General features: G+C 66.1%; 24 protein-coding genes and 1 pseudogene. 7 read left to right on the top strand and 18 right to left on the bottom strand.

Going from position 1 to position 22,748, the window contains the following annotated elements; all coding sequences use genetic code 11:
* Nucleotides 1–322: pseudogene (locus RMN84_RS01255) on the top strand (alpha/beta hydrolase); the annotation flags it as partial.
* On the opposite strand, the gene RMN84_RS01250 reads toward RMN84_RS01255, so the two are convergent.
* Nucleotides 316–1,878: a DEAD/DEAH box helicase gene (locus RMN84_RS01250; RefSeq protein ID WP_309610393.1), complete on the bottom strand. Its 1,563-nt coding sequence runs from the start codon at nucleotides 1,876–1,878 to the stop codon at nucleotides 316–318. The pseudogene RMN84_RS01255 and the gene RMN84_RS01250 sit on opposite strands and share 7 nt — an antisense overlap.
* Nucleotides 1,879–2,120: 242 nt before the next feature.
* Complete coding sequence (gene recF / locus RMN84_RS01245) at nucleotides 2,121–3,179, bottom strand: DNA replication/repair protein RecF (RefSeq protein WP_309610392.1); 1,059 nt, start codon at nucleotides 3,177–3,179, stop codon at nucleotides 2,121–2,123.
* A gap of 109 nt (nucleotides 3,180–3,288) precedes the next feature.
* On the opposite strand from recF, the gene RMN84_RS01240 reads away from it, so the two are divergent.
* Nucleotides 3,289–3,708 (top strand): hypothetical protein, encoded by a 420-nt coding sequence (locus tag RMN84_RS01240; RefSeq protein ID WP_309610391.1) that lies wholly within the window; start codon nucleotides 3,289–3,291, stop codon nucleotides 3,706–3,708.
* Nucleotides 3,709–3,715: 7 nt separating this feature from the next.
* Here RMN84_RS01240 and dnaN read toward each other — a convergent pair whose 3' ends face one another.
* The 3 genes from dnaN to RMN84_RS01225 all read right to left on the bottom strand — a co-directional run bounded on the left by dnaN (nucleotide 3,716) and on the right by RMN84_RS01225 (nucleotide 8,558).
* Nucleotides 3,716–4,819 carry a DNA polymerase III subunit beta gene (gene dnaN / locus RMN84_RS01235; protein ID WP_309610390.1) on the bottom strand — a complete coding sequence of 368 codons (1,104 nt, stop codon included), beginning with the start codon at nucleotides 4,817–4,819 and terminating at the stop codon, nucleotides 3,716–3,718.
* 86 nt (nucleotides 4,820–4,905) lie between these two features.
* The gene (locus RMN84_RS01230) at nucleotides 4,906–6,105 is read right to left on the bottom strand and encodes an MFS transporter (protein ID WP_309610395.1); all 1,200 of its coding nucleotides are present in this window, start codon (nucleotides 6,103–6,105) and stop codon (nucleotides 4,906–4,908) included.
* A 56-nt stretch (nucleotides 6,106–6,161) separates the two neighbouring features.
* Nucleotides 6,162–8,558, bottom strand: coding sequence for a TonB-dependent receptor (locus tag RMN84_RS01225; protein ID WP_309610389.1), 2,397 nt, complete (start codon nucleotides 8,556–8,558; stop codon nucleotides 6,162–6,164).
* A gap of 116 nt (nucleotides 8,559–8,674) precedes the next feature.
* Between RMN84_RS01225 and RMN84_RS01220 the strand changes: the two genes are divergently transcribed.
* Nucleotides 8,675–9,295, top strand: a complete 621-nt coding sequence (locus tag RMN84_RS01220; RefSeq protein WP_309610388.1) for a TetR/AcrR family transcriptional regulator — start codon at nucleotides 8,675–8,677, stop codon at nucleotides 9,293–9,295.
* On the opposite strand, the gene RMN84_RS01215 is transcribed toward RMN84_RS01220, so the two are convergent.
* From RMN84_RS01215 to RMN84_RS01205, 3 genes are read right to left on the bottom strand one after another with little or no spacing between them, the layout of a single operon-like run.
* Nucleotides 9,292–10,455, bottom strand: coding sequence for a class V aminotransferase (locus tag RMN84_RS01215; protein WP_309610387.1), 1,164 nt, complete (start codon nucleotides 10,453–10,455; stop codon nucleotides 9,292–9,294). The two genes, RMN84_RS01220 and RMN84_RS01215, sit on opposite strands and share 4 nt — an antisense overlap.
* On the bottom strand, nucleotides 10,452–11,213 hold the full coding sequence (locus RMN84_RS01210) for a tryptophan 2,3-dioxygenase family protein (protein WP_309610386.1): 762 nt from the start codon (nucleotides 11,211–11,213) through the stop codon (nucleotides 10,452–10,454). Before RMN84_RS01210 ends, RMN84_RS01215 begins: the two co-directional genes overlap by 4 nt.
* A 40-nt stretch (nucleotides 11,214–11,253) precedes the next feature.
* On the bottom strand, nucleotides 11,254–11,727 hold the full coding sequence (locus RMN84_RS01205; RefSeq protein WP_309610385.1) for an outer membrane protein assembly factor BamE: 474 nt from the start codon (nucleotides 11,725–11,727) through the stop codon (nucleotides 11,254–11,256).
* Nucleotides 11,728–11,815: 88 nt separating this feature from the next.
* Between RMN84_RS01205 and RMN84_RS01200 the strand changes: the two genes are divergently transcribed.
* Entirely contained in the window at nucleotides 11,816–12,325 is a 510-nt protein-coding gene (locus RMN84_RS01200) for a ubiquinol-cytochrome C chaperone family protein (protein WP_309610384.1), read from the top strand.
* Nucleotides 12,322–12,837 carry a DUF177 domain-containing protein gene (locus RMN84_RS01195; protein WP_309610383.1) on the top strand — a complete coding sequence of 172 codons (516 nt, stop codon included), beginning with the start codon at nucleotides 12,322–12,324 and terminating at the stop codon, nucleotides 12,835–12,837. Before RMN84_RS01200 ends, RMN84_RS01195 begins: the two co-directional genes overlap by 4 nt.
* Before the next feature lie 3 nt (nucleotides 12,838–12,840).
* Here the strand turns inward: RMN84_RS01195 and ssb are convergent, their stop codons facing one another.
* Genes ssb through RMN84_RS01170 form a run of 5 tightly spaced genes read right to left on the bottom strand, consistent with a single transcriptional unit; the run spans nucleotide 12,841 to nucleotide 17,110 of the window.
* Nucleotides 12,841–13,359: a single-stranded DNA-binding protein gene (gene ssb, locus RMN84_RS01190; RefSeq protein WP_309610382.1), complete on the bottom strand. Its 519-nt coding sequence runs from the start codon at nucleotides 13,357–13,359 to the stop codon at nucleotides 12,841–12,843.
* A 30-nt stretch (nucleotides 13,360–13,389) separates the two neighbouring features.
* Nucleotides 13,390–15,243, bottom strand: a complete 1,854-nt coding sequence (locus RMN84_RS01185; RefSeq protein WP_309610381.1) for a ferrous iron transporter B — start codon at nucleotides 15,241–15,243, stop codon at nucleotides 13,390–13,392.
* Nucleotides 15,244–15,250: 7 nt separating this feature from the next.
* Nucleotides 15,251–15,505: a FeoA family protein gene (locus tag RMN84_RS01180; RefSeq protein ID WP_309610380.1), complete on the bottom strand. Its 255-nt coding sequence runs from the start codon at nucleotides 15,503–15,505 to the stop codon at nucleotides 15,251–15,253.
* A gap of 49 nt (nucleotides 15,506–15,554) precedes the next feature.
* Nucleotides 15,555–16,211 carry a COQ9 family protein gene (locus RMN84_RS01175; protein ID WP_309610379.1) on the bottom strand — a complete coding sequence of 219 codons (657 nt, stop codon included), beginning with the start codon at nucleotides 16,209–16,211 and terminating at the stop codon, nucleotides 15,555–15,557.
* Nucleotides 16,212–16,216: 5 nt separating this feature from the next.
* Nucleotides 16,217–17,110: a DMT family transporter gene (locus tag RMN84_RS01170; protein WP_309610378.1), complete on the bottom strand. Its 894-nt coding sequence runs from the start codon at nucleotides 17,108–17,110 to the stop codon at nucleotides 16,217–16,219.
* Between the two features lie 97 nt (nucleotides 17,111–17,207).
* Here RMN84_RS01170 and RMN84_RS01165 point away from each other — a divergent pair, with 97 nt between their 5' ends.
* Together RMN84_RS01165 and RMN84_RS01160 are read left to right on the top strand one after the other, a co-directional pair.
* Nucleotides 17,208–18,296, top strand: coding sequence for an alkene reductase (locus RMN84_RS01165; RefSeq protein WP_309610394.1), 1,089 nt, complete (start codon nucleotides 17,208–17,210; stop codon nucleotides 18,294–18,296).
* A 32-nt stretch (nucleotides 18,297–18,328) separates the two neighbouring features.
* Entirely contained in the window at nucleotides 18,329–18,958 is a 630-nt protein-coding gene (locus RMN84_RS01160; protein WP_309610377.1) for a heme-binding protein, read from the top strand.
* On the opposite strand, the gene ribH is transcribed toward RMN84_RS01160, so the two are convergent.
* The 5 genes from ribH to RMN84_RS01135 are packed head-to-tail and all read right to left on the bottom strand — an operon-like array spanning nucleotide 18,955 to nucleotide 22,566.
* The gene (ribH, locus tag RMN84_RS01155; protein WP_309610376.1) at nucleotides 18,955–19,374 is read right to left on the bottom strand and encodes a 6,7-dimethyl-8-ribityllumazine synthase; all 420 of its coding nucleotides are present in this window, start codon (nucleotides 19,372–19,374) and stop codon (nucleotides 18,955–18,957) included. The genes RMN84_RS01160 and ribH overlap by 4 nt on opposite strands.
* Entirely contained in the window at nucleotides 19,374–20,672 is a 1,299-nt protein-coding gene (gene ribB, locus RMN84_RS01150) for a 3,4-dihydroxy-2-butanone-4-phosphate synthase (protein WP_309610375.1), read from the bottom strand. The genes ribH and ribB overlap by 1 nt, the downstream gene beginning before the upstream one ends.
* A 44-nt stretch (nucleotides 20,673–20,716) precedes the next feature.
* Nucleotides 20,717–21,322 (bottom strand): riboflavin synthase, encoded by a 606-nt coding sequence (locus RMN84_RS01145; RefSeq protein ID WP_309610374.1) that lies wholly within the window; start codon nucleotides 21,320–21,322, stop codon nucleotides 20,717–20,719.
* A 12-nt stretch (nucleotides 21,323–21,334) separates the two neighbouring features.
* The gene (gene ribD / locus RMN84_RS01140) at nucleotides 21,335–22,309 is read right to left on the bottom strand and encodes a bifunctional diaminohydroxyphosphoribosylaminopyrimidine deaminase/5-amino-6-(5-phosphoribosylamino)uracil reductase RibD (RefSeq protein WP_309610373.1); all 975 of its coding nucleotides are present in this window, start codon (nucleotides 22,307–22,309) and stop codon (nucleotides 21,335–21,337) included.
* The gene (locus RMN84_RS01135) at nucleotides 22,306–22,566 is read right to left on the bottom strand and encodes a hypothetical protein (RefSeq protein ID WP_309610372.1); all 261 of its coding nucleotides are present in this window, start codon (nucleotides 22,564–22,566) and stop codon (nucleotides 22,306–22,308) included. The genes ribD and RMN84_RS01135 overlap by 4 nt, the downstream gene beginning before the upstream one ends.
* Nucleotides 22,567–22,748 lie beyond the last annotated feature (182 nt).

Below are 22,748 nucleotides of genomic sequence, written 5' to 3'. Positions count from 1 at the left end.
TCTCGTCACTGAAATGGCCGACAATCTGGAGAGTCTGGCAACAGATGCGCAGGCCATGGCCGATGAAATCGATCAGCACAAAGCCGCGTTCGACTGGACGTCGGGAGCGGCGGGACTTGCCCGCCGCCCACTATTGGTCCTCAGTTCGGACGACGGCCTTGCACCCGGCACCGACGCGCTTGCGAGCGTCGTGCGCGGGGTCAAGGGCAGCCGGGTGTCCACGCTTCACGTCGCCACCGACCATAGCTGGTCGGACCGGCGGATTCGCCTCGAGAGCGAGGTGATCCGCTGGCTGGCGACGTTGAAGCGCGCTCCTCAGTAAGCCGAGCGCTGGCCGCCGGAAGGACGACCGCCGCCGCCATTGCCGCCGCGACCGCGATAACCGCCGCCGGACGGACGCTGGCCGTCACGAGCCGGGCGGCCGCCCTGGCCGTTGCCGGGGTTAGCACCACCGAATGCCGGCCGCTGCGGCTGGCCTTCGCGGACGGGATTGCCGATCGGGCGCGCATGCGCAGTGACCGGGCGAGCGGCATGCGCCGGGCGGCGCTGCTGGCCACCGGGAGCACGATCCTCGCGCTTTGGCATGTCGCGGCGTGGGTCGTTGTCGCGGATGACATCGCGGCGCGGATCAGCGTCGCGGGCACGGCCGCGGTTGAGCTTCTGATTGTGCCTGTGGCCTTCGTCGCGGCGACCGCGCTCGGGCTCGGGCGCCGGGCGAAGCGCCTTCATCCGGGCGGCTTCGGCGGCGAAGTCGGTCGGCAGCGCGCGGACCTGAACCTGATGCCGCGTGAGCTTCTCGATCAGCTTGAGATAGGGCCGCTCGTCGCCGGCACACATCGAAAAGGCGATGCCGTCGGCACCGTTGCGTGCGGTCCGACCAATACGGTGGACATATTGCTCGGGCACATTGGGCAGGTCGAAGTTGATGACGTGACTGACGCCGGTGACGTCGATCCCGCGCGCGGCGATGTCGGTCGCGATCAGGACGGTGACCCGGCCCGACTTGAAATCGCTCAGTGCGCGCTCACGCTGCGGCTGGCTCTTGTTGCCGTGGATCGCAGCCGCGCTGATACCTGATGCGGCGAGCTGGCGGACGACCTTGTCGGCACCATGCTTGGTGCGGGTGAAGACCAGCGCCCGCTCGACTGCTTCGCGCTTGAGGAACAGCGTGAGGAGCGTGGTCTTTTCGCCCTGATCGACGAAGGTCACGCTCTGCTCGATGCGCTGGACCGTGGTTGCGGACGGAGTCACGGCGACCTCGACCGGGTTCTTGATGAACTTAGATGCCAGATCGCGGATCGACGACGGCATCGTCGCCGAGAAGAACAGCGTCTGGCGCTCGGCCGGGAGCCGCTGGCAGATCCACTTGAGCGCGTGGATGAAGCCGAGGTCGAGCATCTGGTCGGCTTCGTCGAGGACCAGGATCTCGGTCGCGTCGAGGTTGATCGCGCGATTTTCCATCAGGTCGACGAGGCGGCCCGGGGTCGCGACGAGAATGTCGGCGCCCTTCGCCATGTCCTGCTTGTTCTTGTAGATTGATGTGCCGCCGAACACGGTCACGACATGAAGTCGCGATCCGCGGGCGTAGAAGATCGCATTTTCGGCGATCTGGCTAGCGAGTTCGCGGGTTGGCGCGAGGACCAGCATGCGGACGCGGCCGGGAGCGGCCTTCTTGCCCGATGCGACCAGCCGGTCGATCGACGGCAACATGAATGCCGCCGTCTTGCCGGTGCCGGTCTGGGCGATGCCGAGCAGATCGCGGCCCGACAAGACGGTGGGAATGGCCTTCGCCTGAATCGGCGTGGGAGTAGTGTAGTTTTTCGATGCAAGCGCATCGAGAACGGGCTGCGAGAGCCCGAGCGACTGGAAAGTCGTCATGGAAATATCTTTCATGGCCGTCAGACGCGCGCAGGATTGCGAACGCCGGGCGGCGGGGGTGCGTTGCGCCCCGCGTGATAGGAGAGCTGTAGCGATTTATCGCTTCGAGACACGGCCGGGGGCCACTTGATCCTGCTTGGCAGGAGGGTCCGATCACGCCGCAATGTGTCTCGTGATGGGTGGCGGATAGGGACGGTTTGCGAAAAAGTCCAGTATTTTGTGCGGCGCAGCGCAGCGCGGGGTCAGAGCGGGGTGATTGTCCCGCCCTCGACGTGAAGCCGCGAGGCCACTCCGATGGTCTCGAACAGCGCCGGTTCGGTCCCCGTCATCCACACTTGCCCGCGACCGTCGAGGCGGGCGAACAGCGCCGCGCGGCGGGCCGGGTCGAGGTGGGCGGCGATCTCGTCGAGCAGCAGGATCGGGCGCGACCCGCGCCGCGCCGCGACCAGTTCTGCGTGGGCCAGGATGATGCCCAAAAGGAGCGCCTTCTGCTCGCCGGTCGAGGCCCGCGCGGCGGGTTGGTCCTTCGCCATGTGCGTTACGGCGACATCTTGGCGATGCGGCCCTTCAGTCGCGCGACCGGCGGCGGCGTCGCGCCCACGATTAGCGCGGAGCAAACGGATGACGTCGCCCCCGGTCCAGCCTTCAAGTGTCAGCGCCGCGCGCGGGAAATCTGTATTGCTGGTGCCCGCAATTGCCTCGCCGAGCGCATCCACCGTCTGCGCTCGCGCTTCCGCCAGTTCCGCGCCATGCTCGGCCATGCCCGCTTCCAGAGCCGTCAGCCATGCCGGATCGGAGGTCTCGGGCTCGGCCAGCAGCTTGTTGCGGGCGCGCATCGCCGCTTCGTAGCGCGCGGCATGGCCGGCGTGGCTCGGCTTGAGTGCGAGCACCAGCCGGTCCAGGAACCGCCGCCGCTCGCCAGCGCTCCCACTGAACAGCCGGTCCATCGCCGGGGTCAGCCACAGCACCGAAACCCATTCGGACAAGGCGTTGACCGACGCCGCTGCCCCGTTGACGCGCACCTGCCGCCGCTCGGGCGCAGTCGCGAGTGTCCCGGTCGCAAGTTCGGTGTCGTCAAGTCGCGCGGCGATGCCGAGCCCGCCCGGTCCGTCGCTCCGCGCCATCTCGCCGAGTGCCGCTCCGCGCAGGCCGCGCCCGGGGGCAAGCAGCGATACCGCTTCCAGGACATTGGTCTTGCCCGCGCCATTGTCGCCGGTGAGGACGACGAACCCGGGACCTGGTGCCACAGTCGCCTCGCGGTAGGAGCGGAAATCGGTCAGGGTGAGGCGGGCGATCGGCACCCGTCCGTCCTAGCGACCGCCCCATTTCGGGCAAGCGCGCGAAAATGGATAGGCACTTTTGTGACGACCTGTGTGTTAAGCGCAGGCAATCGTTCGAAAGGCCAGACCGATGAACAATCCCTTTGCGCTATGGACGAGCATGATCGACGCCGGTCGGATGATGAGCGAAACCGCCGGCGCTTCGAATGCAGTCATTGCCAGCCGCTCTGGCACGATCGCCGAAGCCGCCTACAACCCGCTCGCCGCCGATCATCACGAGCTGGCGCGGATGGTCAGCGAAAAGAGCACCGCCTTCGCCCGCGCTGGGCAGAGCCTGGCGAACGACTGGAGCGGAATGCAGGGAGACCTATTAGCCCAGGCCCAGGCGCTCGGATCGATGTGGCTGGGTGGTTTCGCCAGCCCGCGCGCGGCCGGGGCGATCATCGCGCGCTCGCAACGCATCAACGAACGCGCCATCGCCAGCGGCATCCGCGCGCTGCGCCCGATCCACGCGACGGCGACGGCGAACAAGCGGCGGTTGAAGGTTTAGCCTTCGCTTACACCCGCATCGGCATGATGACGTAGAGCGCGTCGCTCTTGTCATTCTCGCGCAACAGCGTCGGTGCCGCGGCGTCGGCGAGGTGGACTTCGACGCTGTCGCCTTCGATCTGGCCGAGTATGTCGAGCAGGTAGCGGGCGTTGAAGCCGATCTCGATGGCGTCGGCGCTATAGTCGGCGGCGAGTTCCTCGGTCGCCAGGCCATTCTCCGGGCTGGTCACGCTCAGCGTCACGCGGTCGCGATCGAGCGCGATCTTGACCGCGCGCGTTTTCTCGCTGGCGATGGTCGAAACGCGGTCGACGCCGGCGGCGAAGCTCTTCGGGTCGAGCTTGAGCAGCTTGTCGTTGCCGGTCGGGATGACCCGGTTATAGTCGGGAAAAGTGCCGTCGATCAGCTTCGAGGTCAGGACCGCAGTGCCCAGGTTGAAGCGGATCTTGGTCGGCGACAGCGATACTTCGATCGTCCCGTCGACCTCGTCGAGCAGCTTGTAGATTTCGGTGACGCACTTCTTGGGGATAATCACGTCGGGCATGCCGTCGGCACCGTCGGGCTTGTCGACCGTCATTCGCGCCAGCCGGTGGCCGTCGGTGGCGGCGGCTTTCAGCTTGTCGTCGACGACATGGAGGAAGATCCCCATCAGATAGTAGCGGGTTTCCTCGCTGGAGATCGCGAAGCGGGTCTTCTCGATGATCTTGCGAAGGATGCTGGCCTTGAGTTCGAAGCGGGTCGGCAGCTCGCCCTCGGCGATTACCGGGAAATCGTCGCGCGGCAGGGTCGAGAGGTTGAAGCGGGCGCGGCCGGCGACGACCTGCATTTTGCCGTCGGCGGCGGAAAGCTCGACTTGGCTGCCCTCGGGCAGCTTGCGGACGATGTCGAAGAAGGTGTGGGCGGACACGGTTGTCGCGCCGGCCTGGCTGACCTGAGCGGGGACGCTTTCGTCGACCTGCAGATCGAGGTCGGTCGCCATCAGCCGGATCGACCCGTCGTCGCACGCTTCGATCAACACGTTGGACAGGATCGGAATGGTGTTGCGTCGTTCGACGACCGATTGAACGTGGCCGAGGCTCTTCAACAAGGTAGCCCGCTCGATCGTCGCCTTCATTGCCTGCCCCGGTATTGCGTGTTGGATCGCCACTATAGCGACGGCGGCGGGCTGTGCCAGAGGGCAGCACGCTTTTCCGTCGCTGGTCAGCAGTCGATCACGTCGCGTTTCAGGCGGATGGCGGCAAACGCGCAGAGCAGTCCAGCGATCACGTAGAAGCCGAGGCCGTACAGCATCGCATAACGCAGCGAGGCCGCGCCATAGTCGGCCTTCATCCGGTCGGACAGAAAGCCGAAGATGAAGGTGCCGAAGCCGATCCCGATGAGGTTGTTGATCAGGAGGAAGCAGGCCGAGGCGGTCGCCCGGTCGCTGGAGGGGACAAGTCGCTGGACCGCGCTGGTAATCGGGCCGAGCCACACGAGCGACAGCATGTAGGGCAGCGCGAACAACGGCCAGGCGAGCGTGAGCGAGCGGGTCGACATCGCGGCATAATAGAGCGGCGCGGCGAGCAGGAAGGCGATCGCCGGGACGGCGGCGTCGGCGCCAGGGCTCCGTCCGCGCAGCCGGTCGGCGGCGAGTCCGCCGAGCCAGATACCGACCATTCCGCCGACCAGCACGATCGACCCGAAATAGACGCCCATGCGGGTGAGCGAAAGGTCGAGGTCGGCGACGAAATAGGACGGCAGCCAATAGCCGAGCCCGTAGCCGCAGATCGAGGCCGAGGCGGCGCCGAATGACAGCAGCCAGAAACTCGGCTTGGCGGCGAGCTTCGTCGCAACCGCGCCGAAGCTCGCCGAAGCCGTCGCTTTCGAAGTCGGCGGTTCGTCGTGAACGAAGTGTCGGATGGCCCAGGCGACCGGCAGTCCGGCCAGCCCGATGATGGCGAAGGCGTATCGCCAGTCGAGGCTTGTGGCGAGCCACGCGCCGAAGAACAGGCCAAGTGCCGATCCGATCGGGATGCCCAGCGAGAAGATCGCCAGCGCCCGCGCACGGCGTTCGGGCGGGACCCCATCGGAGATCAGCGCATAGCTCGGCGCGACCCCGCCGGCCTCGCCGACTCCGACTCCCATGCGCAGCAGAAACAGCTGCCAGAAATTCTGGCCCAGCCCCGACAAGGCGGTGAACAGGCTCCACATCGTGACCGCCGCCGCCACCACGCGGACGCGTCCGGACCGGTCGGCCAGCCGCGCAAGCGGGATGGCGAGGGTCGAATAGACCGACGCGAATGCGATTCCGCCCATCAGCCCGAGTTGGGTGTCAGTCAGGCCAAGTTCGGCCTTGATCGGGATCTTGAGGATCGCGATCAGCTGGCGGTCGAGGAAATTGAAGACGTAGGCGAGGAGCAGCAGCCCGATCAGTGGACCGGCGCGCCTGCTCCTCGCCTCGGCTTCGTTCGCAGGTGTCAGAACTTGTACCCCACCGTCAGGAACAGCTGGCGTGGATTGCCATAATAGGCGGTCAGTACGCCCTCCGTCCCGAGCGTCGAACTGCGCCCCGGCGAACCGTTGGCCAAGATGAAATTGCCCGTGAACGGGTTCTGGCGAAGGAAGTTATAACCCGACACGACATACCTCTGGTTGGTCAGGTTGCGGGCGTGGAGCCCGAACGTCCAGTGGCGATCGCGCCCTGAATAGACGAGGTTGGCATCGAGCAGTGCGTATCCCTTCTGGTCGAGCCCGGGCACGTGCAGCTCGAACTGCTGGCTGCTGCTGCGATAGGAAACGGTGGTGCTGGCGCTGACTTCGTCGCCATTGCCGAACGGATGAGTCAGGCTGAGCGTCCCGCTCGCCGTCCACTTGGGCGTATTTTGAACCTTGCGATAAGCGGCGACATCGAGCTGGGTCGGTGCGGTCGGCAGGCCGGTCGTCGGGCTGAAGCTGACGACGGTGACATAGCTGCGGTACTTGGCGTCGATATAGCCGGCCGACCAGCCAAGGTTGAGGCGCGTGCCGCCGGGGTCGCCGGCGATGCGAGCGTCACCTTCCCACTCCACACCGCGGATGCGCGCCTTGGCAGCGTTGGTGGTGATACCAATGAACGTTGGCAGGCCCCCGACGAAGGTCCCCGCCGAGCCCGGAATCTGCACGTCCTTATAGTCGGAATTGAACACGGCCAGAGCAGTGTAGGCACGGCGGTCGAACAATGACGCCTTGTAGCCGATTTCAGTGGTCGTCACCTGTTCGGGGCGGAAGGTCAGGAAATTGTAAATTTCATCATAGCTGCGCACTCCATCGCGGTTGGTGTCCGGCGCCGATGCTGACACCCCGCGCGGATCGAAGCCGCCGCCTTTGAAGCCCTGCGCATAGCTGGCGTAGAAGCTGTTGTTGGCGTCGGGCTTGAAGCTGATCGAGGCGCGCGGGGTGAAGCCGGTGTCCTTGCGCGTGCCGGTGAAGTTGGACGAGGGCGCGCCGAAGGCGGCCCCCGCTCCGCCGAACAGCGGCGAACCGCCGCCGCGGTAATTCTGGCGGAAGATGGTCGAGGTCCGCCGGTCGTCGGTGTAGCGCCCACCGACCGAGACTGCGAATTGCGGGCTTAAAATATATGTGAAATCGCCGAAAATCGCCCAGGTCTTCGTGCCGACATTACCCCGAGTAAAGGCGGTCAGGCCGGCGAGCGAGGTAAACAGGCGAACGTCGAACGCGGTGAACGATTTGGCATCGAGATAATAGGCACCAAGCAGCCCCTGCAGCGGGCCCTTGTTGATCTGGACTTGCAGTTCCTGGCTGAACTGCTTGTTGCGATAGAAAGCGGGGACGTCGACGTCGACGGCAGGACGCGCGTCGAAGTCGATCGGCGTCGCGCTGTCGTCCTTTCGATAAGCGGTGATCGACTTCAGCAGGATGCCGTCCATCAACTCGACCTGGGCGTTGGCGGCGGCGCCCTTCGACGTGACCTTCTGCCGCGGGTCGACGAGACCGCCCTGGCTGTCGAAGACATTGGCCAGCACCGGCGTCCCCGAACGCAGACCCGGGATCAGCCGGTGACCGCCGCGTGGCTTGCTATCGTCGCGCGTGTAATCGGCGCTGAGGCGGAGGAGCGCGGACTCGTCGCGGCCCAGTTCGAGCGAGGCCCGGCCTGCCTTGATGTCCTTGTTGTAATTGTCAGCGCCGGTGGTGACGTTGGTACCGAAGCCACCGCGGTGGAGCCGGGCGACCGCCGCACCAACGCGGAGCATGTCGGACAGTGGCACCGAACCGCTCACGACCGCATCGAGCTGGCCGTATTCTCCGACCGTGCCCTTGAGGCTGAGGGACGGTTTGGTGGACAGGCGCCGCGTGACATATTTCACCGCGCCGCCGATCGTGTTGCGGCCGTAAAGCGTGCCCTGCGGCCCGCGCAGCACCTCGATCCGCTCGACATCGTAAATGTCGAGCACGGCACCCTGCGGGCGGTTGAGATAGACATCGTCGACGTAGATGCCGACGCCTTGCTCGAAGCCGGCCACGGGGTCCTGCTGGCCGACGCCGCGGATGAAGGCGCTGAGCGTCGAGTTGGTGCCGCGCGAGACTTCGAACGAGACGTTAGGCGTGGTCTGGGCGACGTCGGTAATGTCGATCGCGCCAGATTTCTCCAACTGCGCTCCGGTGAACGCGGTGACCGCGACCGGTACGTCTTTCAGCGACTCGGCACGGCGGCGGGCGGTGACGACAATTGCTCCGGTGTCGCCGTCGGCAGGCTCGGCTGCTGCTGCCGTGCTCGCCGGAGGTTCGGCCTGGGTGGCAGCAAAGGAGGGCGTCGCGATCAGCGCCGCAGTGGTGGCCAACAGCAATGCGCGCGCGTGATTATAGTGACAGTACATGGTAATCCTCCCCTTAGTGGCGGCATGCCGGTCACCCGGTTGCGTCGTCTTGTCACCTCGCATAATGAAAGGTGAACCAGCTTTCAACTTCAATACGCCGGGTGGGGGATTTTTTTATGCAATCGTCGGTGGCGAGCCGGGCGAGCGAGGGCAAGGCGCCCCGCACCGCCCGGGGTGAAAAGACGCTACGCCGCATTCTCGACGCTGCCCTTACCGAGTTCGGCGAGCGCGGATTTGCCGAAAGCTCGATCGCGTCGATCACCCAGCGGGCGGCGGTCGCGCTGGGCACTTTCTATACATATTTCGACAGCAAGGAGGCGCTGTTCGCCGCGCTCGTCCGCGACATGTCGGAGCGAGTGCGCGACGCGGTCGCGCCGGCGCTGGACGGTGCCAGCGACGCGCTCGATCTCGAGCGCCGCGCGCTCGCTGCCTACCTGCGGTTCGTTGAACGACATCGCGAAGTCTATCGGATCATCGACGAGGCGGAGTTCGTCGACCCGGCCGGGTTCAAGGCGCATTACCAAACCACCGCGACCCGTATTGCCGCCCGGCTTCAGGCCGGCGCGGAGCAGGGCGACCTGACCCACGGGGGACCTTTCGATCAGGAAGTCGCGGCTTGGGCGATCATGGGGATGAACGTGTTCCTCGGTCTGCGGTTCGGCGTGTGGGGGAACGAGGATCCGGACGCCGTCGCGGCAGCGGCAAGCCGCCTGCTGCGCGATGGTCTCGGTCGCTAGACGAGCGCGCGGGCGAGGGCGGCGAAGGCGTCGATATCCGCTTCGTCATGATAGAGGCCAAGCCCGACCCGAAGCACGTCGCCGCGCACGTCCGTGATGCAACATTCGCGCATCATCTGGTCGCACCAGGCGGCGGCGCTGGGACTGCGCCAGGCGAGGAAACGCGCGTGAGGGCCGGACGTCGGCGGGTTCAGCAACTGTGCCCTGCCGAGCGCCGAACCCTCGATCGTGTCTAGCAACCGCTGCTGAAGCGCCGCGACATGGTTGGAGATGGCGGTGGTGGTCAGCCCCTCGTCGATGAGCATGTGCTGCACCGCGTTGAACCGATACAGCCCCGACGCGTCGAACGTCGCGCCCATAAAGCGCATTGCGTCGGGCGCGTAGCCGACTTGCCCGGGGGCGAGTCCGAGCTCGTCGAACTCGGCATACCAGCCGGTAATCGGCGGGCGTGGGCCGTATCCGGGCGGGCAGTGCATGAACGCCACGCCTTCGCCTGCCATCGCATATTTATAGCCGCCGCCGAGGAAGAAGGCCGTATCGCCGAGCGGGGCGGGGAAGGGGCGGTCGATCGCCATGAAGCTGTGATAGCCATCGATCGCGACCCACGGACCGTCGGGGCGGCCAGCGGCAGCGATCGGAGCGATGTCATCGACCACTAGGCCGCTGCCGAACATCAATTGCGAGACGAAGATCAAATCATGAGCATCTCGCGCGATGGCCGCTAGGAGACGGCCGCCAAATGTTTCGAACGATTCGGTCGAAATACGCGTGACAACCGCCTCGCCCGCCTCCTCCCACCGCGCGAACTGGCGGCGGGCGCTATGAAATTCGCCGTCGCTGGTGAGGATGCGCAGCGGTTTGCCGGCGCGGCGCGGACAGGCGGCGACGAGGCGGATCAGGAGGTCGTGCGTATTGCTAGCGAACACGATCTCGCCTGGCTCGCCGGTGCCGAGCTCTGCCGCGGCATGCGCCTGCGCTGCGGGCCATACTGCACCCATAATCCGGTCCCACTTGCGATCAGCCAGCCGGGCCGCGTCGTCCCAGCATTCCACCTGCCCGGTGAAGCTGACATCAGGCCCCAGATGATGACTATGCGCCGCCATGTGCAGCCGTCCCGGCGCGGCACCAAGGGCGCGCGAGAAGAGGCGCTTGAAGCTCACAACTCGGTGCGCAGCGACCAGAGCGCGGGAAAGGCGCGCTTGGCCAGCGTCGCCGCCAGATAGGCCGCGCCGTCCGATCCGCCGGTGCCGCGCTTGAAGCCGATAATCCGCTCGACCGTCAGCAGATGCTTGTGCCGCCACGCCGCCAGCGCATCGTCGATGTCGACCAGTTTCTCGGCCAGCTGATAAAGGCCGAACCATGTCTCGCTGTCGCGATAGACGGCGAGCCAGCCGGCCCGGATCGCGTCCGGGTCGTCGATCGGGAATCCCTGACGAAAAAGGGCACCATTGGCCTCGTCCCACAGGCTGGGCTCGTCAAGCGCCGCGCGGAGCCGATTTTGACCGGCGCTGCCGCCTTCCCCACGGTCGAGAAAGGCCGCTTCCTTGAGGCCCAGGCGAAATTCGAACTCGCGAAACTGGGCCGACTGGAACCCAGAGGATGTTCCCAGCACGTGGCGAAAGGCGACGTAATCAACCGGCGTCAGGGTCGACAACACGTCCCACGACAGGGTCATTACCGACTGGATGCGGCTGATCCGCGACAGCGCCTTGTGCGCTTCGGCAAAGCGATCCTCGCGCACCAGCATCGTCGCCAGCCCAAGCTCGTGGAGAATCTGCTTGAGCCACAATTCCTTCGTCTGGTGGATGACGATGAACAGCAGCTCGTCGTGGAGCTCGGACCGCGGATGCTGCGCGTCGAGCAGATGATCCAGGTCGAGATAGTCGGCATAAGTGATGCCGTCGGGGGTCGCGGTCATGCCGCTAGACTAGGCCAAAAGCGCGCGGCGGGCGAGAGTCCTACTGCCCCGGTCCGCCATTGCCGGCCCCCGGCAATCCGCCCGACCCGACCATGCCGATATTGCCGAATATCTCGTCAAAGAAACTGCGCTTGCGGCCCAGCGTCGGCGTGCTCTTGCCATAAGGATGGACGGCAGCGATCTTTTCCTTGCCGGTCGTCTCGACCGTCGCGACGTTACCGGCAGCGTCGAAGCCGATGTGGAGCAGGCTCTGCTTGTTCACATGCGGGTTGCGGAACGCGAGCGCCGATGTGTCGCGCGACAGATAATACCAGTCATTGTCGGTGAACTGGCCGGAGAAGGTCGGCCGCCCGAGCGTCTTCTGGACCGAGTCGCGATTGTCGACACCGGGCTGGATCGCCGTCGCCAGCGCCTTGTCCATGACGTAGCCGCGGTGATCGCGGACTCCGGCGCAGCCCGAGACGAGCAGGGCGGCGAACGCCAGCGCGGAGAGTGGAAGAAGGCGGCAGGTCATGAAATCTCCTTGACGACGCTTGTGTCGCGATCGCGCGCGCTCAATATGCGGGACGACGCCTGTGAAGCAAGGCGCAAAGGACCAACCCATGACCTCTCTCTTTGCGCGACTCCGGTCTGGCGCGCCGCTGTCGTCCGCCGCTTATGACCCTGCGGTGAACATCGCCCGCTCGTCGCATTGGTATCGGGCGGGCGAAATACCCGACACGATGGATGGGCGCTTCGCGGTGCTGGCGACCGTGCTGGCGCTGGTCACGCTGCGGATCGAGGACGGCGGTGACGAGTATCGCACGGCGGCGGTCACACTGACCGAGGCGTTCATCACCGACATGGATGCGCAGATGCGCGAACAGGGGTTCGACGCCACGCTCGGCAAGCAGGTCCGCCACCTGGTCGGCAGCCTAGCGAGCCGGATCGACCGCTGGCGGCGGGCGATGGCAGGCGAGGGCGACTGGAACGACACGGTGCGCCGCAGCCTTTATCGCGACGATCCGGTCGGCGATCAGGCGCTGGCGCATTCGGCGGGCGAATGCCGCGCGCTGGCCGATCGGCTGGCGGCACTCGATGTCGATGCGGTCATTGCCGGGCGCTGGTCGTGAGGGATTTCGCACACCGACTGGCGATCGACTCGATCCGCGACGGCGATCGCCTGGACCTGACGGCGGACGAGGGTGAGCGCGCGACGGTGGCGAAGCGGCTCGACCTGCTGTCGCTCGACCGATTCGAGGCGCACGTCATGCTCCACCGCGACGGCAAGACGGTCACCTGCGAAGGCCGGGTCAAGGCGCAGCTCAAACAGGCCTGCATCGCCAGCGGCGATCCGGTACCGGCAGCGATCGACGAGCGGTTCGCCCTGCGCTTCGTCCCCGCGCCGACGGTCGACGCGCCCGAGGCGGAACTCGAACTGGATGAGGATTCGCTCGACACGATGTTCCACGATGGCCAGGCTATCGACCTCGGCGAAGCGATCGCTGACACGTTGGCGCTGGCGCTCGATCCCTATCCGCGCGGGCCCGACGCAGATGCGGCCCTCAGGGCAGCGGGGGTGATGAGCGAATCCGAAGCAGGCCCGTTTGCCGCGCTGGCCAAGCTCAAGGGAACAGCGGACTAGCGCTTAAAACGGCACGTCGTCGTCGAGGTCGGTGTCGAACGCCGCCGGTTGCGGACGCGACTGGGACCGAGCGCCGCCACCACCGGCGAAACGATCCCCGCCGCTGCCGCCACCACCGCCGCCAAACTCGTCGCCATAGCCGCCGCCGCGCGATCCGCCGCCACCGCCCTCGCGACCGTCGAGCAGGACCATCGAGCTGTTGAACTGGCGCAGCACGACGTCGGTCGAATAACGGTCGTTGCCCGACTGGTCCTGCCACTTGCGCGTCTCGAGCTGGCCCTCGAGATAGACTTTCGAGCCCTTCTTCAGATATTTCTCGGCGACGCCGGCGAGGCCCTCGCTGAAGATCGAGACATTATGCCACTCGGTCTTTTCCTTGCGCTCGCCCGACGCGCGGTCCTTCCAATTCTCGGAGGTCGCGACGCTGAAGCTGACGACCTTGCCGCCATTGGCGAAGGATCGCGACTCGGGGTCCTTGCCGAGGTTCCCAACCAGGATCACCTTGTTCACGCTGCCAGCCATCATTCTCTCCAGTTCGCTCTGGATGCCGTCCTAGCCAAGCCCCGCAGCGACCGCCAGCCAATAGGTCAGTCCAGCTGCGAGATAGGCCAGCACAAACAGATAGGCGACCATGAACAGCGGCCATTTCCAGCCATTGGTCTCGCGCCGGGTGACGGCAATTGTCGAGATGCACTGCGGCGCAAACACGAACCAGGCGAGGAAGGCGAGCGCGGTCGATAGCGGCCAGCGCTCCCGCAATTTCTCGGCCAGTGTCTGGTCGACCGTGACATTCTTGTCCGCGTCGATCGCATAAACGGTCGCGATGGCCGCGACGGCGACTTCGCGCGCCGCCATCGCCGGCAACAGCGCCAGCGCAATCTCGTGGTTGAACCCGATCGGCCGGACGACGACTTCGATCCCGCTCGCGATATGACCGGCGATCGACACTTCGCTCTGCTTCTGACCCGGGCCGGCACGCGGCACCGACGACAGCGCCCACAGGATGACCGTCGTCAGCAGGATGATCGTCCCCGCGCGTTTCAGGAAGATCGCTACGCGCTGCCACAGGCCGATGGCGATGTCGGACAGGCGCGGCATTTGATATTTGGGCAGTTCCATCATAAACCCGCCGCCGCCCCCGCGCACGACGAACTTGCGTAGCGCCAGCGCCGCGACCAGCGCGCCGATGACCCCGGCAATATAGAGGCCGAGCATTACCAGCCCCTGCAGGCCGATGCCGGGTACAACATCGCGGCGCGGGATAAAGGCGGCGATGATCAGCGTGTAAACGGGGAGGCGCGCCGAGCAGGTCATCAGCGGCGCGACCAGGATCGTCGTCAGCCGGTCCTTGGGATCCTCGATCGTCCGCGTTGCCATGATCCCCGGTACGGCGCAGGCGAAGCTCGACAGCAACGGGATAAACGCCCGCCCCGACAGCCCTGCCCGGCTCATCAGCCGGTCCATCAGGAAGGCGGCGCGGACCATGTAGCCCGACCCCTCGAGCAGCAGGATGAAGAAGAACAGGATCAATATCTGCGGCAGGAACACCAGCACCGCGCCGACTCCCGAGATCACCCCGTCGACGATCAGCGAGCGCAGCAGGCCGCCGGGGAGCAACGGCCCGACCGCCGCCCCGAGTGCCGACACGCCGCGGTCGATTGCATCGGCCGGAACCGCGCTCCACGCGAACACACCCTGGAACATGACGAACAGGACAATGGCGAGGATCAGCGGGCCGATCACCGGATGAAGCAGGATGCCGTCGAGCCGGTGGGTAATCCGCCGCACCGGCGTCTCGCGGACGATCGCGCCCAGCGCGACCGCCCGGGCGCGGCGCTGCAGGTCGAAGCCGTCGTGGCTTGGCCCGGCACCGGCGCGAATTTTGCGCGGGGCGAGCAGCAGCGTGGACAGGGTCGTGCGTAACTCGTCGATCCCGCGCTTGCGCACCGCGACCGTCTCGATCACCGGCACGCCCAGCTCCTCGGCCAGCTTGGCCGAATCAAGCTCCAGCCCGTCGCGCGTTGCCAGGTCGATCATGTTGAGCGCCACCACCGTCGGCAGGCCAAGGTCGATCAACTGCAGCGCGAACCGCAGATGATTATCGAGGTTCGACGCATCGACTACGATGAGCAGCGCGCTGGGCAGCCGCTCGCCCTCCTGCTTGCCGAGCAACACGTCGCGGGTCACCGCTTCGTCGGGGCTGCTCGGGTCGAGACCATAGGCGCCAGGCAAGTCGACCAGGTCGGCTGGCGCGCCATCGGGCAGCAGCAGCTTGCCGATCTTCCGCTCGACCGTTACGCCGGGATAGTTGCCGACCTTCTGCCGCGCGCCGGTCAGCGCGTTGAACAGCGCGCTCTTGCCGGCATTGGGATTGCCGACCACCGCGATCAGCGGAGCCTGCTTCATCGGGGGATCAGGCGGCGATAGGGACGACGCGCACGGCGCGGGCGTGGGCGCGGCGGATCGCGACGGTCATCCGCCCGACCCTGACGGCCAGCGGATCCTTGCCGAACGGCCCAAGGTGGAGCGGCTCGACCGCGACGCCTTCGTCGAACCCGAAATGGCGCAGGCGGCAGGCTTCGGCTTCACCGAGCGAGGCCCAGTCGATGGTCGCAATTTCGGCACGCGTGCCAATCTTCAACTGGTCGAGGCTAGTCAGTGGCGCCATTTGCGAGTGATTATCATTAACTGGAGGCAAGCGCAAATCGCGCTGTTCCCTACTTCGGCGGATAGCGCAACCGCCCGACGAACCGCGCCAGCGAGGGGCGGCGATCGGACGAGCAGAGCCACTGCGCCTTGGCCTTCTCGAACCGTCCGACTCCAGCCAGGCGGCGATTGAGAAAGGCGAGCGTATCGGCCATCCCCTCGCTGTCGTCATCGATCCACACCAACAGGGTTGCAGCGTAGATTGAGCCGAGGATGGCCCGCTTGGAATAATGGTTGAAATCGGTCGCCGTATCCCCCGCCAGCCGCCACATCGTGTCGGCGCTGCGCCAGCCGAGCCGCGCCGCCGTGGGCAGATTCTGTGGCATCGCCAATATCGCCAGCGCGCGTCGCACGGCCTCACGCGCCGGGGCCATCACCGCGAGCCGCTTGACCAGAAGCGCGCGAATTCGGGCGGATACGCGCATCGCCGCGATCGTTTCCGGAGGAAAAGCCGCAACCAGCGCCTCGTCGACGGCCTCGACATAGGCGGCGATCATGCTCGCCTGATCAGTTGGAAAGGCCAGCCGCGCGACCGCCGGATCGACGCCGATTGCCGCCGCCGCGCTGTCGACCGCTGCCTCGCCCCACCCGTCGAACACCGCATTTTCGCCAACACTAAGGGCAAGGCGGCGGCGAATCTGGGCCAGCGGGGCGTGGGTGTCGTCCATCGCTCCTAATATGTCGCGGCGGTCGCCGGGCGCAAGCGCACCAGCAGCAACGCACCGGCGATCGCCGCCGCGCCGGTCCAGTCGCGTGCCGTCAACCGTTCGCCATAGACGACCCAACCGATCGTCGCCGACATCGCGGGTTGGGTCAGCAGCGCCAGGCCGATCACCAGCGGCGACATTTCGCCGATGGCGAAGACCAGCAACCCTTGGCCGATCAGTTGCGACCCGATCGCCAGCGCGATCAGCGGCGTCCAGTTGTGCGGCATGATCTGCTCGCCCATCGCCAGTGCGATCGGCAGCAGGACGGCGGCGCCGACGACGCTGGCCATCAGCAGCAGCGGCAGCGGCTGGACCGTCCCGCGGGCCCGTTCGACGATGACCAGGTAGACGCCGTAAAACAGCCCGGCGATCAGTGCGAGCAGGTCACCGCGCAGGTGGGTGGTGCTGAGCTCGGCACTATCGGCCATCAGCAATGCCGATCCGGATGCCGCAAGGAGCAGCGCGCCCACCTGCACCGCACTCGGCCGGCGTCGTGCCAGCCACAGGCCATAGGCAGCGAACAGGAAACTCGAAATATTGCCGAACAGGGTCGCATTGGCGAGCTTGGTCAGGCGAATGCCGAGGTGCCATGCGCCAAGATCGATCGCGAAGAAGAACGCGGCTACGGCAATAGCGATGAACAATCCGCGCCCTGGCCAGCGCAGGGGCTGCCCGACGATATGCCCGAGCAGCGCCAGCATGGGCACGGCCAGCAATAATCGCCAGAAAGCCGCCGCCACCGCACCGGTATCGGCGACCCTCACCATCCACGACCCGCAGGCGAGCGCGACATTGCCGACGAGCAATCCAGTGAACGCCAGCCGATGGGGACGCCGCGCGCCGGTGACTTCGTCTTGCATTGCCGCACCAACCTCCTACCTCGGCGCCTTCGTCGAAGAGCCGCCCCGAAACAAGCGTGGCTGCTTGGGCGGCGAGACTTCATCAAGGAGGCACGTCATTCCCACCCTGTTCTGCCCGCTGGCGCTCGGCGCGCTGAGCCTGCCCAATCGCATCGTCATGGCCCCGTTAACCCGCGCCCGCGCCGGCCGCGACGGGGTGCCCGGTTCGCTTGCCGCGACCTATTATGCGCAACGGGCGAGTGCCGGGTTGATCATTTCCGAAGCGACCGGGATCAGCCGCGAGGGCCTCGGCTGGCCCCACGCGCCGGGGCTGTGGAGTGCGGCGCAGGTTGAAGGATGGAAGCCGGTTACCGACGCGGTCCATACGGCGGGAGGGCGGATCGTCGCGCAGCTGTGGCACATGGGGCGGTTGGTTCACCCCAGCGTGGGTGGGGGACAGCCGGTTTCGGCCTCGGCCACCACCGCGCCGGGCATGGCGCACACTTATGACGGCAAGCAGCCTTATGTCGAAGCGCGGGCAGTGAGCCTTGCAGATATCGCGCGCATCATCGACGACTATGCGACGGCCGCCCGCAATGCGATCGCGGCCGGGTTCGACGGAGTGCAGATTCACGCCGCCAACGGTTATTTGATCGACCAGTTTCTGCGCGGTTCGGCCAATCTGCGCGACGACGATTATGGCGGATCGATCGACCATCGCATGCGTCTGGCGCTGGAGGTGGTCAAAGCCGTTGCTGCGGCAGCAGGCATGGCACGCACCGGCATCCGGTTTTCGCCCAACGCCCCGTCGCAGGGCGTCGACGACCCGGACCCCGAGGTGTTGTTCGTTGCGCTCGCCCAGCGGCTTCGGGCAGTCGGCCTGCCGTGGATTGAATTACGCGAACCCGTCGCCGGATCGACCTTCGGCAGTAATCAGACCGCTCGTGTCAGTCCCGCCATGCGCCGCCATTATTCGGGCAAGATTCTGCTCAATAGCGATTTCGACGGCGCGCGGGCGAAGGCTGCGCTCGCCGAAGGCGTGGCCGATGCGATCAGCTTCGGCCGACCCTTTATTTCCAACTCCGACCTGGTCGATCGCCTTCGTTTGGGCGCGCCTCTGGCAGAGGCGGACATGGCGACTTGGTACAGCCAGGGAGCCCAGGGCTATGTCGACTATCCGGTCATTGCGGAACAGCAAGCCGCCTGACCGGTTTCCCTGTTGGAACAGGAGTTGGAGCAATGCAGAAGAAATGGCTTGCCGGGTTCGGAGCGGCCGGCGCTGTGCTGACTGCTGGAGCGGTGCTCTATTATCTACGTGAAAAGGCGACAGAGGAGCCCGACTACCGCGCGCTTCGCACCGATGGCGATTTCCAGATCCGCAGCTATCCCGAAATCGTCACCGCCGAAACCATTGTCCATGGCGCGCGCGGGCGGGCGCTGGGCGAGGGCTTCCGCCGCTTGTCGGACTATCTCTTTGCCAAGTCGCGCCCGGGCACCCCGCTGGCGATGACGGTGCCGGTGGTCCAGGATGCGGGCGACCCGATGGCTACCGAACCGCCCTTGTTCGACGACGAGATGGAAGGCGGCTGGCGCACCCGATTCGTCATGCCGGCCGGGCGTGCGACCGATGATTTGCCCGAGCCGCCCGACGAGATCGAACTCGTGACAATCCCGCCGCGCCGGGTCGCGGTGGTGTCCTTCGCCGGGCGGCCCGATGACCGGGATCTTGCCGGGCAGGAAGATCGCCTGCGCGGCTGGCTGGCGCGGCATGGCGAGAAGAGCGAGGCCGAGCCAGAATATGCCTTTTACAATTCGCCGATGATCCCCGGGCCGCTGCGCCGCAACGAGGTGTGGCTGGCGCTCGACTAGGCGAAACGGTCCTTCAGCACGAGCAGGACCAGCGCGGCCTTAGCGGCGTCGCCGCCCTTGTCGCCTTGCTTGGGATCGGCCCGGACGATTGCCTGCGCTTCGTTCTCCACGGTCAAGATGCCGTTGCCGATCGCCAGCCCGTCGAGCGTCAGCGCCATGATCGCGCGTGCGCTTTCACCGGCGACGATCTCGAAATGATAAGTCTCGCCGCGAATGACGACGCCCAACACCACATAGGCATCGAACTGCTCGCTCTCTCCCGCCAGCGCGATCGTCGCCGGCAACTCGAGCGCCCCCGGCACGGTGACCGTTTCGTGGCTATGCCCGGCCGCCTCAAGCGCCGCCCGCGCGCCCGCCAGCAGCATGTCGTTGAGGTGGCCATAGAAGCGCGCCTCGGCGATCAGCACATGGGCCATCAGGCGGCCTCCCCCGACGGCAACTTCGTGATCGGTCGTTCCTCGACGATGGTGAGATCATAGGCCGACAGACCGACCGGCGAATGGCGTGAATTGGTGAGCAGGATCATCTCGTGAATGTTCAGTGCGGACAGGATCTGCGCGCCGACGCCATAGGTGCGCAGTTCGTCGCCGCTTTCGCCGACCCGCCCCGACCGGATGCCCGTCGCATGCGAGATGGGTTTCGGCGCGGCCACTCGAAGCGTCACGATTACGCCCGACCCTTCCTGTTCGATCATCTTCATCGCTCCTTGGAGGAGGCCGGCGCGATCGCTCGCCTCGCCCAGCATGTCGGCGAAGATGTCGACCGCATGCATCCGCACCAGCACCGGCCTCGAGGAATCGATTGCGCCGTGAACCAGCGCGAATTGCTCCGTGTCGCTCGCCTTGTCGCGGAACACGACGCACGACCATTTGGCCCCGCGCTGATTGACGAAGCTGCTATCGTCGACCCGCTCGATCAGATGGTCCTTCTTCAGCCGGTAGGCGATGAGGTCGCGGATCGTGCCGATCTTCATTCCGTGAATCGCAGCAAACTCGATCAGGTCGTCGAGCCGGGCCATCGTGCCGTCCTCGCGCATGATCTCGCAGATTACGCCCGACGGATTCAGCCCGGCAAGGCGCGAAACGTCGACCGCCGCTTCGGTATGGCCGGCGCGGACCAGGACGCCGCCGGGGCGCGCCACCAGCGGGAAGACATGGCCGGGTGAAACGAGATCATCCTTGCTCCGGCTGGCATCGATCGCGACCGCGATCGTCCGCGCCCGGTCGGCCGCGCTGATTCCGGTCGTCACGCCTTCGCGCGCCTCGATCGAGATGGTGAAGGCGGTCTCGTGGCGCGTGCCGTTATTGCGCGCCATCGGCTCCAGCGTGAGTTGGTCGACTCGCTCCTTGCCCAGCGCAAGACAAATCAGGCCGCGCCCGTGGCGTGCCATGAAGTTGATCGCATCTGGCGTTGCCATCTGCGCGGGAATGATGAGGTCGCCCTCATTCTCGCGGTCGTCGTCGTCGACCATGATGAACATGCGCCCGTTGCGCGCTTCGTCGATGATTGCTTCGGGCCCGACCAGCACGTCGGCCCTGCCGCCCTGGATCAACTTCTCCAACCGCACGAGCGTATCGGCAGTTGGATTCCAGTCGTCGCGGCCAAGTTTGCGAAGCGAGTTGGGATGGAGACCGGCGGCGCGGGCGAGACCCGCCCTGCTGACTTCACCGGTGGCGATGATCGAGGACAGGCGCTCGATAAGAATTGTCGACATGATTTCAGAATATCACACGGCAATGTGATATGGAACCCAGTTTTTCACATTGCAGTGCGGGACGTCATTCGCTGTAGATAACGGGCGAGCACGTCGATTTCCACGTTCAGCTGCCGTCCGGCCCTCAGGCCGCCCAGCGTCGTGTGGTTGGCGGTGTGCGGAATTAGGTTAACGCTGAAACTCGTTGCTTCCGGCCGATCTTCGACGCTGTTGACGGTCAGCGAGACGCCATCGAGCGTGACCGAGCCCTTCGCGGCGATCATCGGTCCGAGCGCGCGCGCCACGTCGATCGCGACAGCCAGCGAACTGCCCTCTTCGATGACGCTGGCAACCGTTGCCACCGCGTCGACGTGCCCGGTGACGAGGTGCCCGCCGAGCTCGTCGCCAAGCCGCAGCGCTCGCTCAACGTTGAGCCGTGCGCCCGCGCACCACAGGCCCTGCGCGGTGCAGGCAATAGTCTCGCCCGACACATCGACCGCGAACCAGTCCGCGCCCTTGTCGACAACGGTCAGACAGGTGCCCGAACAAGCGACCGACGCGCCAAGATCGATCGCGCCCATGTCATAATCGCAGCCGATCACCAGCCGCAGGTCGCCGCGTTGCTCCGAGCTGCGAACAGTACCAATGCCAGTAACGATGCCGGTGAACATTTGCCCCTCTCTTCAGCTGCGCAGGCGCTCGTAGGCTTCGAGGCGGTCGATGCCAAGCGGGGCGAAGACAGCTGCGCGCCACCGCCCATGGGCGTCGGCGATCGCGTCGAGGCCGATATAGCCGACGCTGTTCCTGCCCTCGCCAACCACGATCGGCGCGCGATAGATGATGATCCGGTCGATAAGGTCGGCGGCGAGGAAGGCGGTGGCGGTCGCCGATCCTCCCTCGACCAGCAGGTCGTTGACGTCGCGCAGGGCAAACACATCCTGCGGCGAATGCAATATTTCCCACCCGTCGACCGCCTCGCCGCGAGTCAGCAGGGCGCGGCGCGGCGACCGGTCTTCAAGGCCCGGCAGGCGAACATCGAGCTTCGGCGAATCCGCCAGATAGGTGCCGCGCCCGACCAATATCATGTCGGCATGGGCGCGCTCGAGATGGACGTGAGCGCGCGCATCCTCGCCGGTGATCCACTTCGATTCGCCCGAGGGCAGCGCAATCTTGCCGTCGATCGACAACGCCAGCTTGAGCGTGATCCGTGGCCGGCCCAGCGCAACCCGCGTGAGGTAGCCGGCCAGGCTCGCGGCAGCCTGATCGGCCATCAGCCCCGTTTCGACAGACACGTCGGAGGCGCGCAGCGCGGCCAGCCCAGCCCCCGCCGTGCGCCGATCGGGATCGACGATCGCGGCAACGACCTGCGCAACCCCGGCCGCCGCGATGATCGTCGCACAGGTCGGCCCGCGCGTGCTCGCATGGGCGCAGGGCTCGAGGCTGGTGTAGAGAATCGCGCCTGTTGCCCGCTCGCCTGCGTCGTCGAGGGCGACAGCCTCAGCATGTGGCCGTCCCTGCGGCGCTGTTGCCCCCCGCCCGACGATCGTCCCGTCGGCGACGATGACGCAGCCGACATTGGGGTTGGGCGCGGTTCGCCCCCGCGCCCGCTCGCCGAGCGCAATCGCCTCGGCCATGAAGCGCGCGTCGTCGTCGCTCACATGCCCAGCTGCTTTTCGAGCTTCTGGAACTGCTTCTTCTTCGCTTCCTTAAAGGCGTCGCGCTCCTTCTGGTCCTTGATCTGGTCGCGCTTGATGTCGGCGTCAGTCCGGTCCGGTCCGTAGGATTCGACGTAAACGATCGTTCGCGGCGGCGCGGTGTTGATCTGCGGGTCGACTAGGAACAGGATGATGATGATGATGGTCGACAGGATCGCCAGGATCGCGCCGATTACTCGCTCGCGGCTCGGCTGACGCATGACAGCAAGCAGGTCGGCGAGTGCGGCGCGAGGCGAGGAGGGTGGGGGAAAGACCGGCATACCGCCAAGATAGGGCGCGGCAGCGCGAGCGACCAGCCCCCTTCCCGCGTGCTCGCTTTCGCTACGCCTCGTCCAGTTCGAAGTGCAGCGTGATCACCTTGGTCGACGGCACCGGCTTCCCG

The organism is Sphingomonas sp. (assembly GCF_031380695.1).
GTDB lineage: Bacteria > Pseudomonadota > Alphaproteobacteria > Sphingomonadales > Sphingomonadaceae > Sphingomicrobium.
This window is presented reverse-complemented; position numbering and strand designations above follow the sequence as displayed.

Bases quoted from the DNA above. Each gene is read 5' to 3' on its own strand.
- RMN84_RS01250 (WP_309610393.1), bottom strand. From the start codon at position 1,878: ATGACGACTTTCCAGTCGCTCGGGCTCTCGCAGCCCGTTCTCGATGCG.
- RMN84_RS01240 (WP_309610391.1), top strand. From the start codon at position 3,289: ATGAACAATCCCTTTGCGCTATGGACGAGCATGATCGACGCCGGTCGG.
- dnaN (WP_309610390.1), bottom strand. From the start codon at position 4,819: ATGAAGGCGACGATCGAGCGGGCTACCTTGTTGAAGAGCCTCGGCCAC.
- RMN84_RS01225 (WP_309610389.1), bottom strand. From the start codon at position 8,558: ATGTACTGTCACTATAATCACGCGCGCGCATTGCTGTTGGCCACCACT.
- RMN84_RS01220 (WP_309610388.1), top strand. From the start codon at position 8,675: ATGCAATCGTCGGTGGCGAGCCGGGCGAGCGAGGGCAAGGCGCCCCGC.
- RMN84_RS01210 (WP_309610386.1), bottom strand. From the start codon at position 11,213: ATGACCGCGACCCCCGACGGCATCACTTATGCCGACTATCTCGACCTG.
- RMN84_RS01205 (WP_309610385.1), bottom strand. From the start codon at position 11,727: ATGACCTGCCGCCTTCTTCCACTCTCCGCGCTGGCGTTCGCCGCCCTG.
- RMN84_RS01200 (WP_309610384.1), top strand. From the start codon at position 11,816: ATGACCTCTCTCTTTGCGCGACTCCGGTCTGGCGCGCCGCTGTCGTCC.
- ssb (WP_309610382.1), bottom strand. From the start codon at position 13,359: ATGGCTGGCAGCGTGAACAAGGTGATCCTGGTTGGGAACCTCGGCAAG.
- RMN84_RS01185 (WP_309610381.1), bottom strand. From the start codon at position 15,243: ATGAAGCAGGCTCCGCTGATCGCGGTGGTCGGCAATCCCAATGCCGGC.
- RMN84_RS01180 (WP_309610380.1), bottom strand. From the start codon at position 15,505: ATGGCGCCACTGACTAGCCTCGACCAGTTGAAGATTGGCACGCGTGCC.
- RMN84_RS01175 (WP_309610379.1), bottom strand. From the start codon at position 16,211: ATGGACGACACCCACGCCCCGCTGGCCCAGATTCGCCGCCGCCTTGCC.
- RMN84_RS01170 (WP_309610378.1), bottom strand. From the start codon at position 17,110: ATGCAAGACGAAGTCACCGGCGCGCGGCGTCCCCATCGGCTGGCGTTC.
- RMN84_RS01160 (WP_309610377.1), top strand. From the start codon at position 18,329: ATGCAGAAGAAATGGCTTGCCGGGTTCGGAGCGGCCGGCGCTGTGCTG.
- ribH (WP_309610376.1), bottom strand. From the start codon at position 19,374: ATGGCCCATGTGCTGATCGCCGAGGCGCGCTTCTATGGCCACCTCAAC.
- ribB (WP_309610375.1), bottom strand. From the start codon at position 20,672: ATGTCGACAATTCTTATCGAGCGCCTGTCCTCGATCATCGCCACCGGT.
- RMN84_RS01145 (WP_309610374.1), bottom strand. From the start codon at position 21,322: ATGTTCACCGGCATCGTTACTGGCATTGGTACTGTTCGCAGCTCGGAG.
- RMN84_RS01135 (WP_309610372.1), bottom strand. From the start codon at position 22,566: ATGCGTCAGCCGAGCCGCGAGCGAGTAATCGGCGCGATCCTGGCGATC.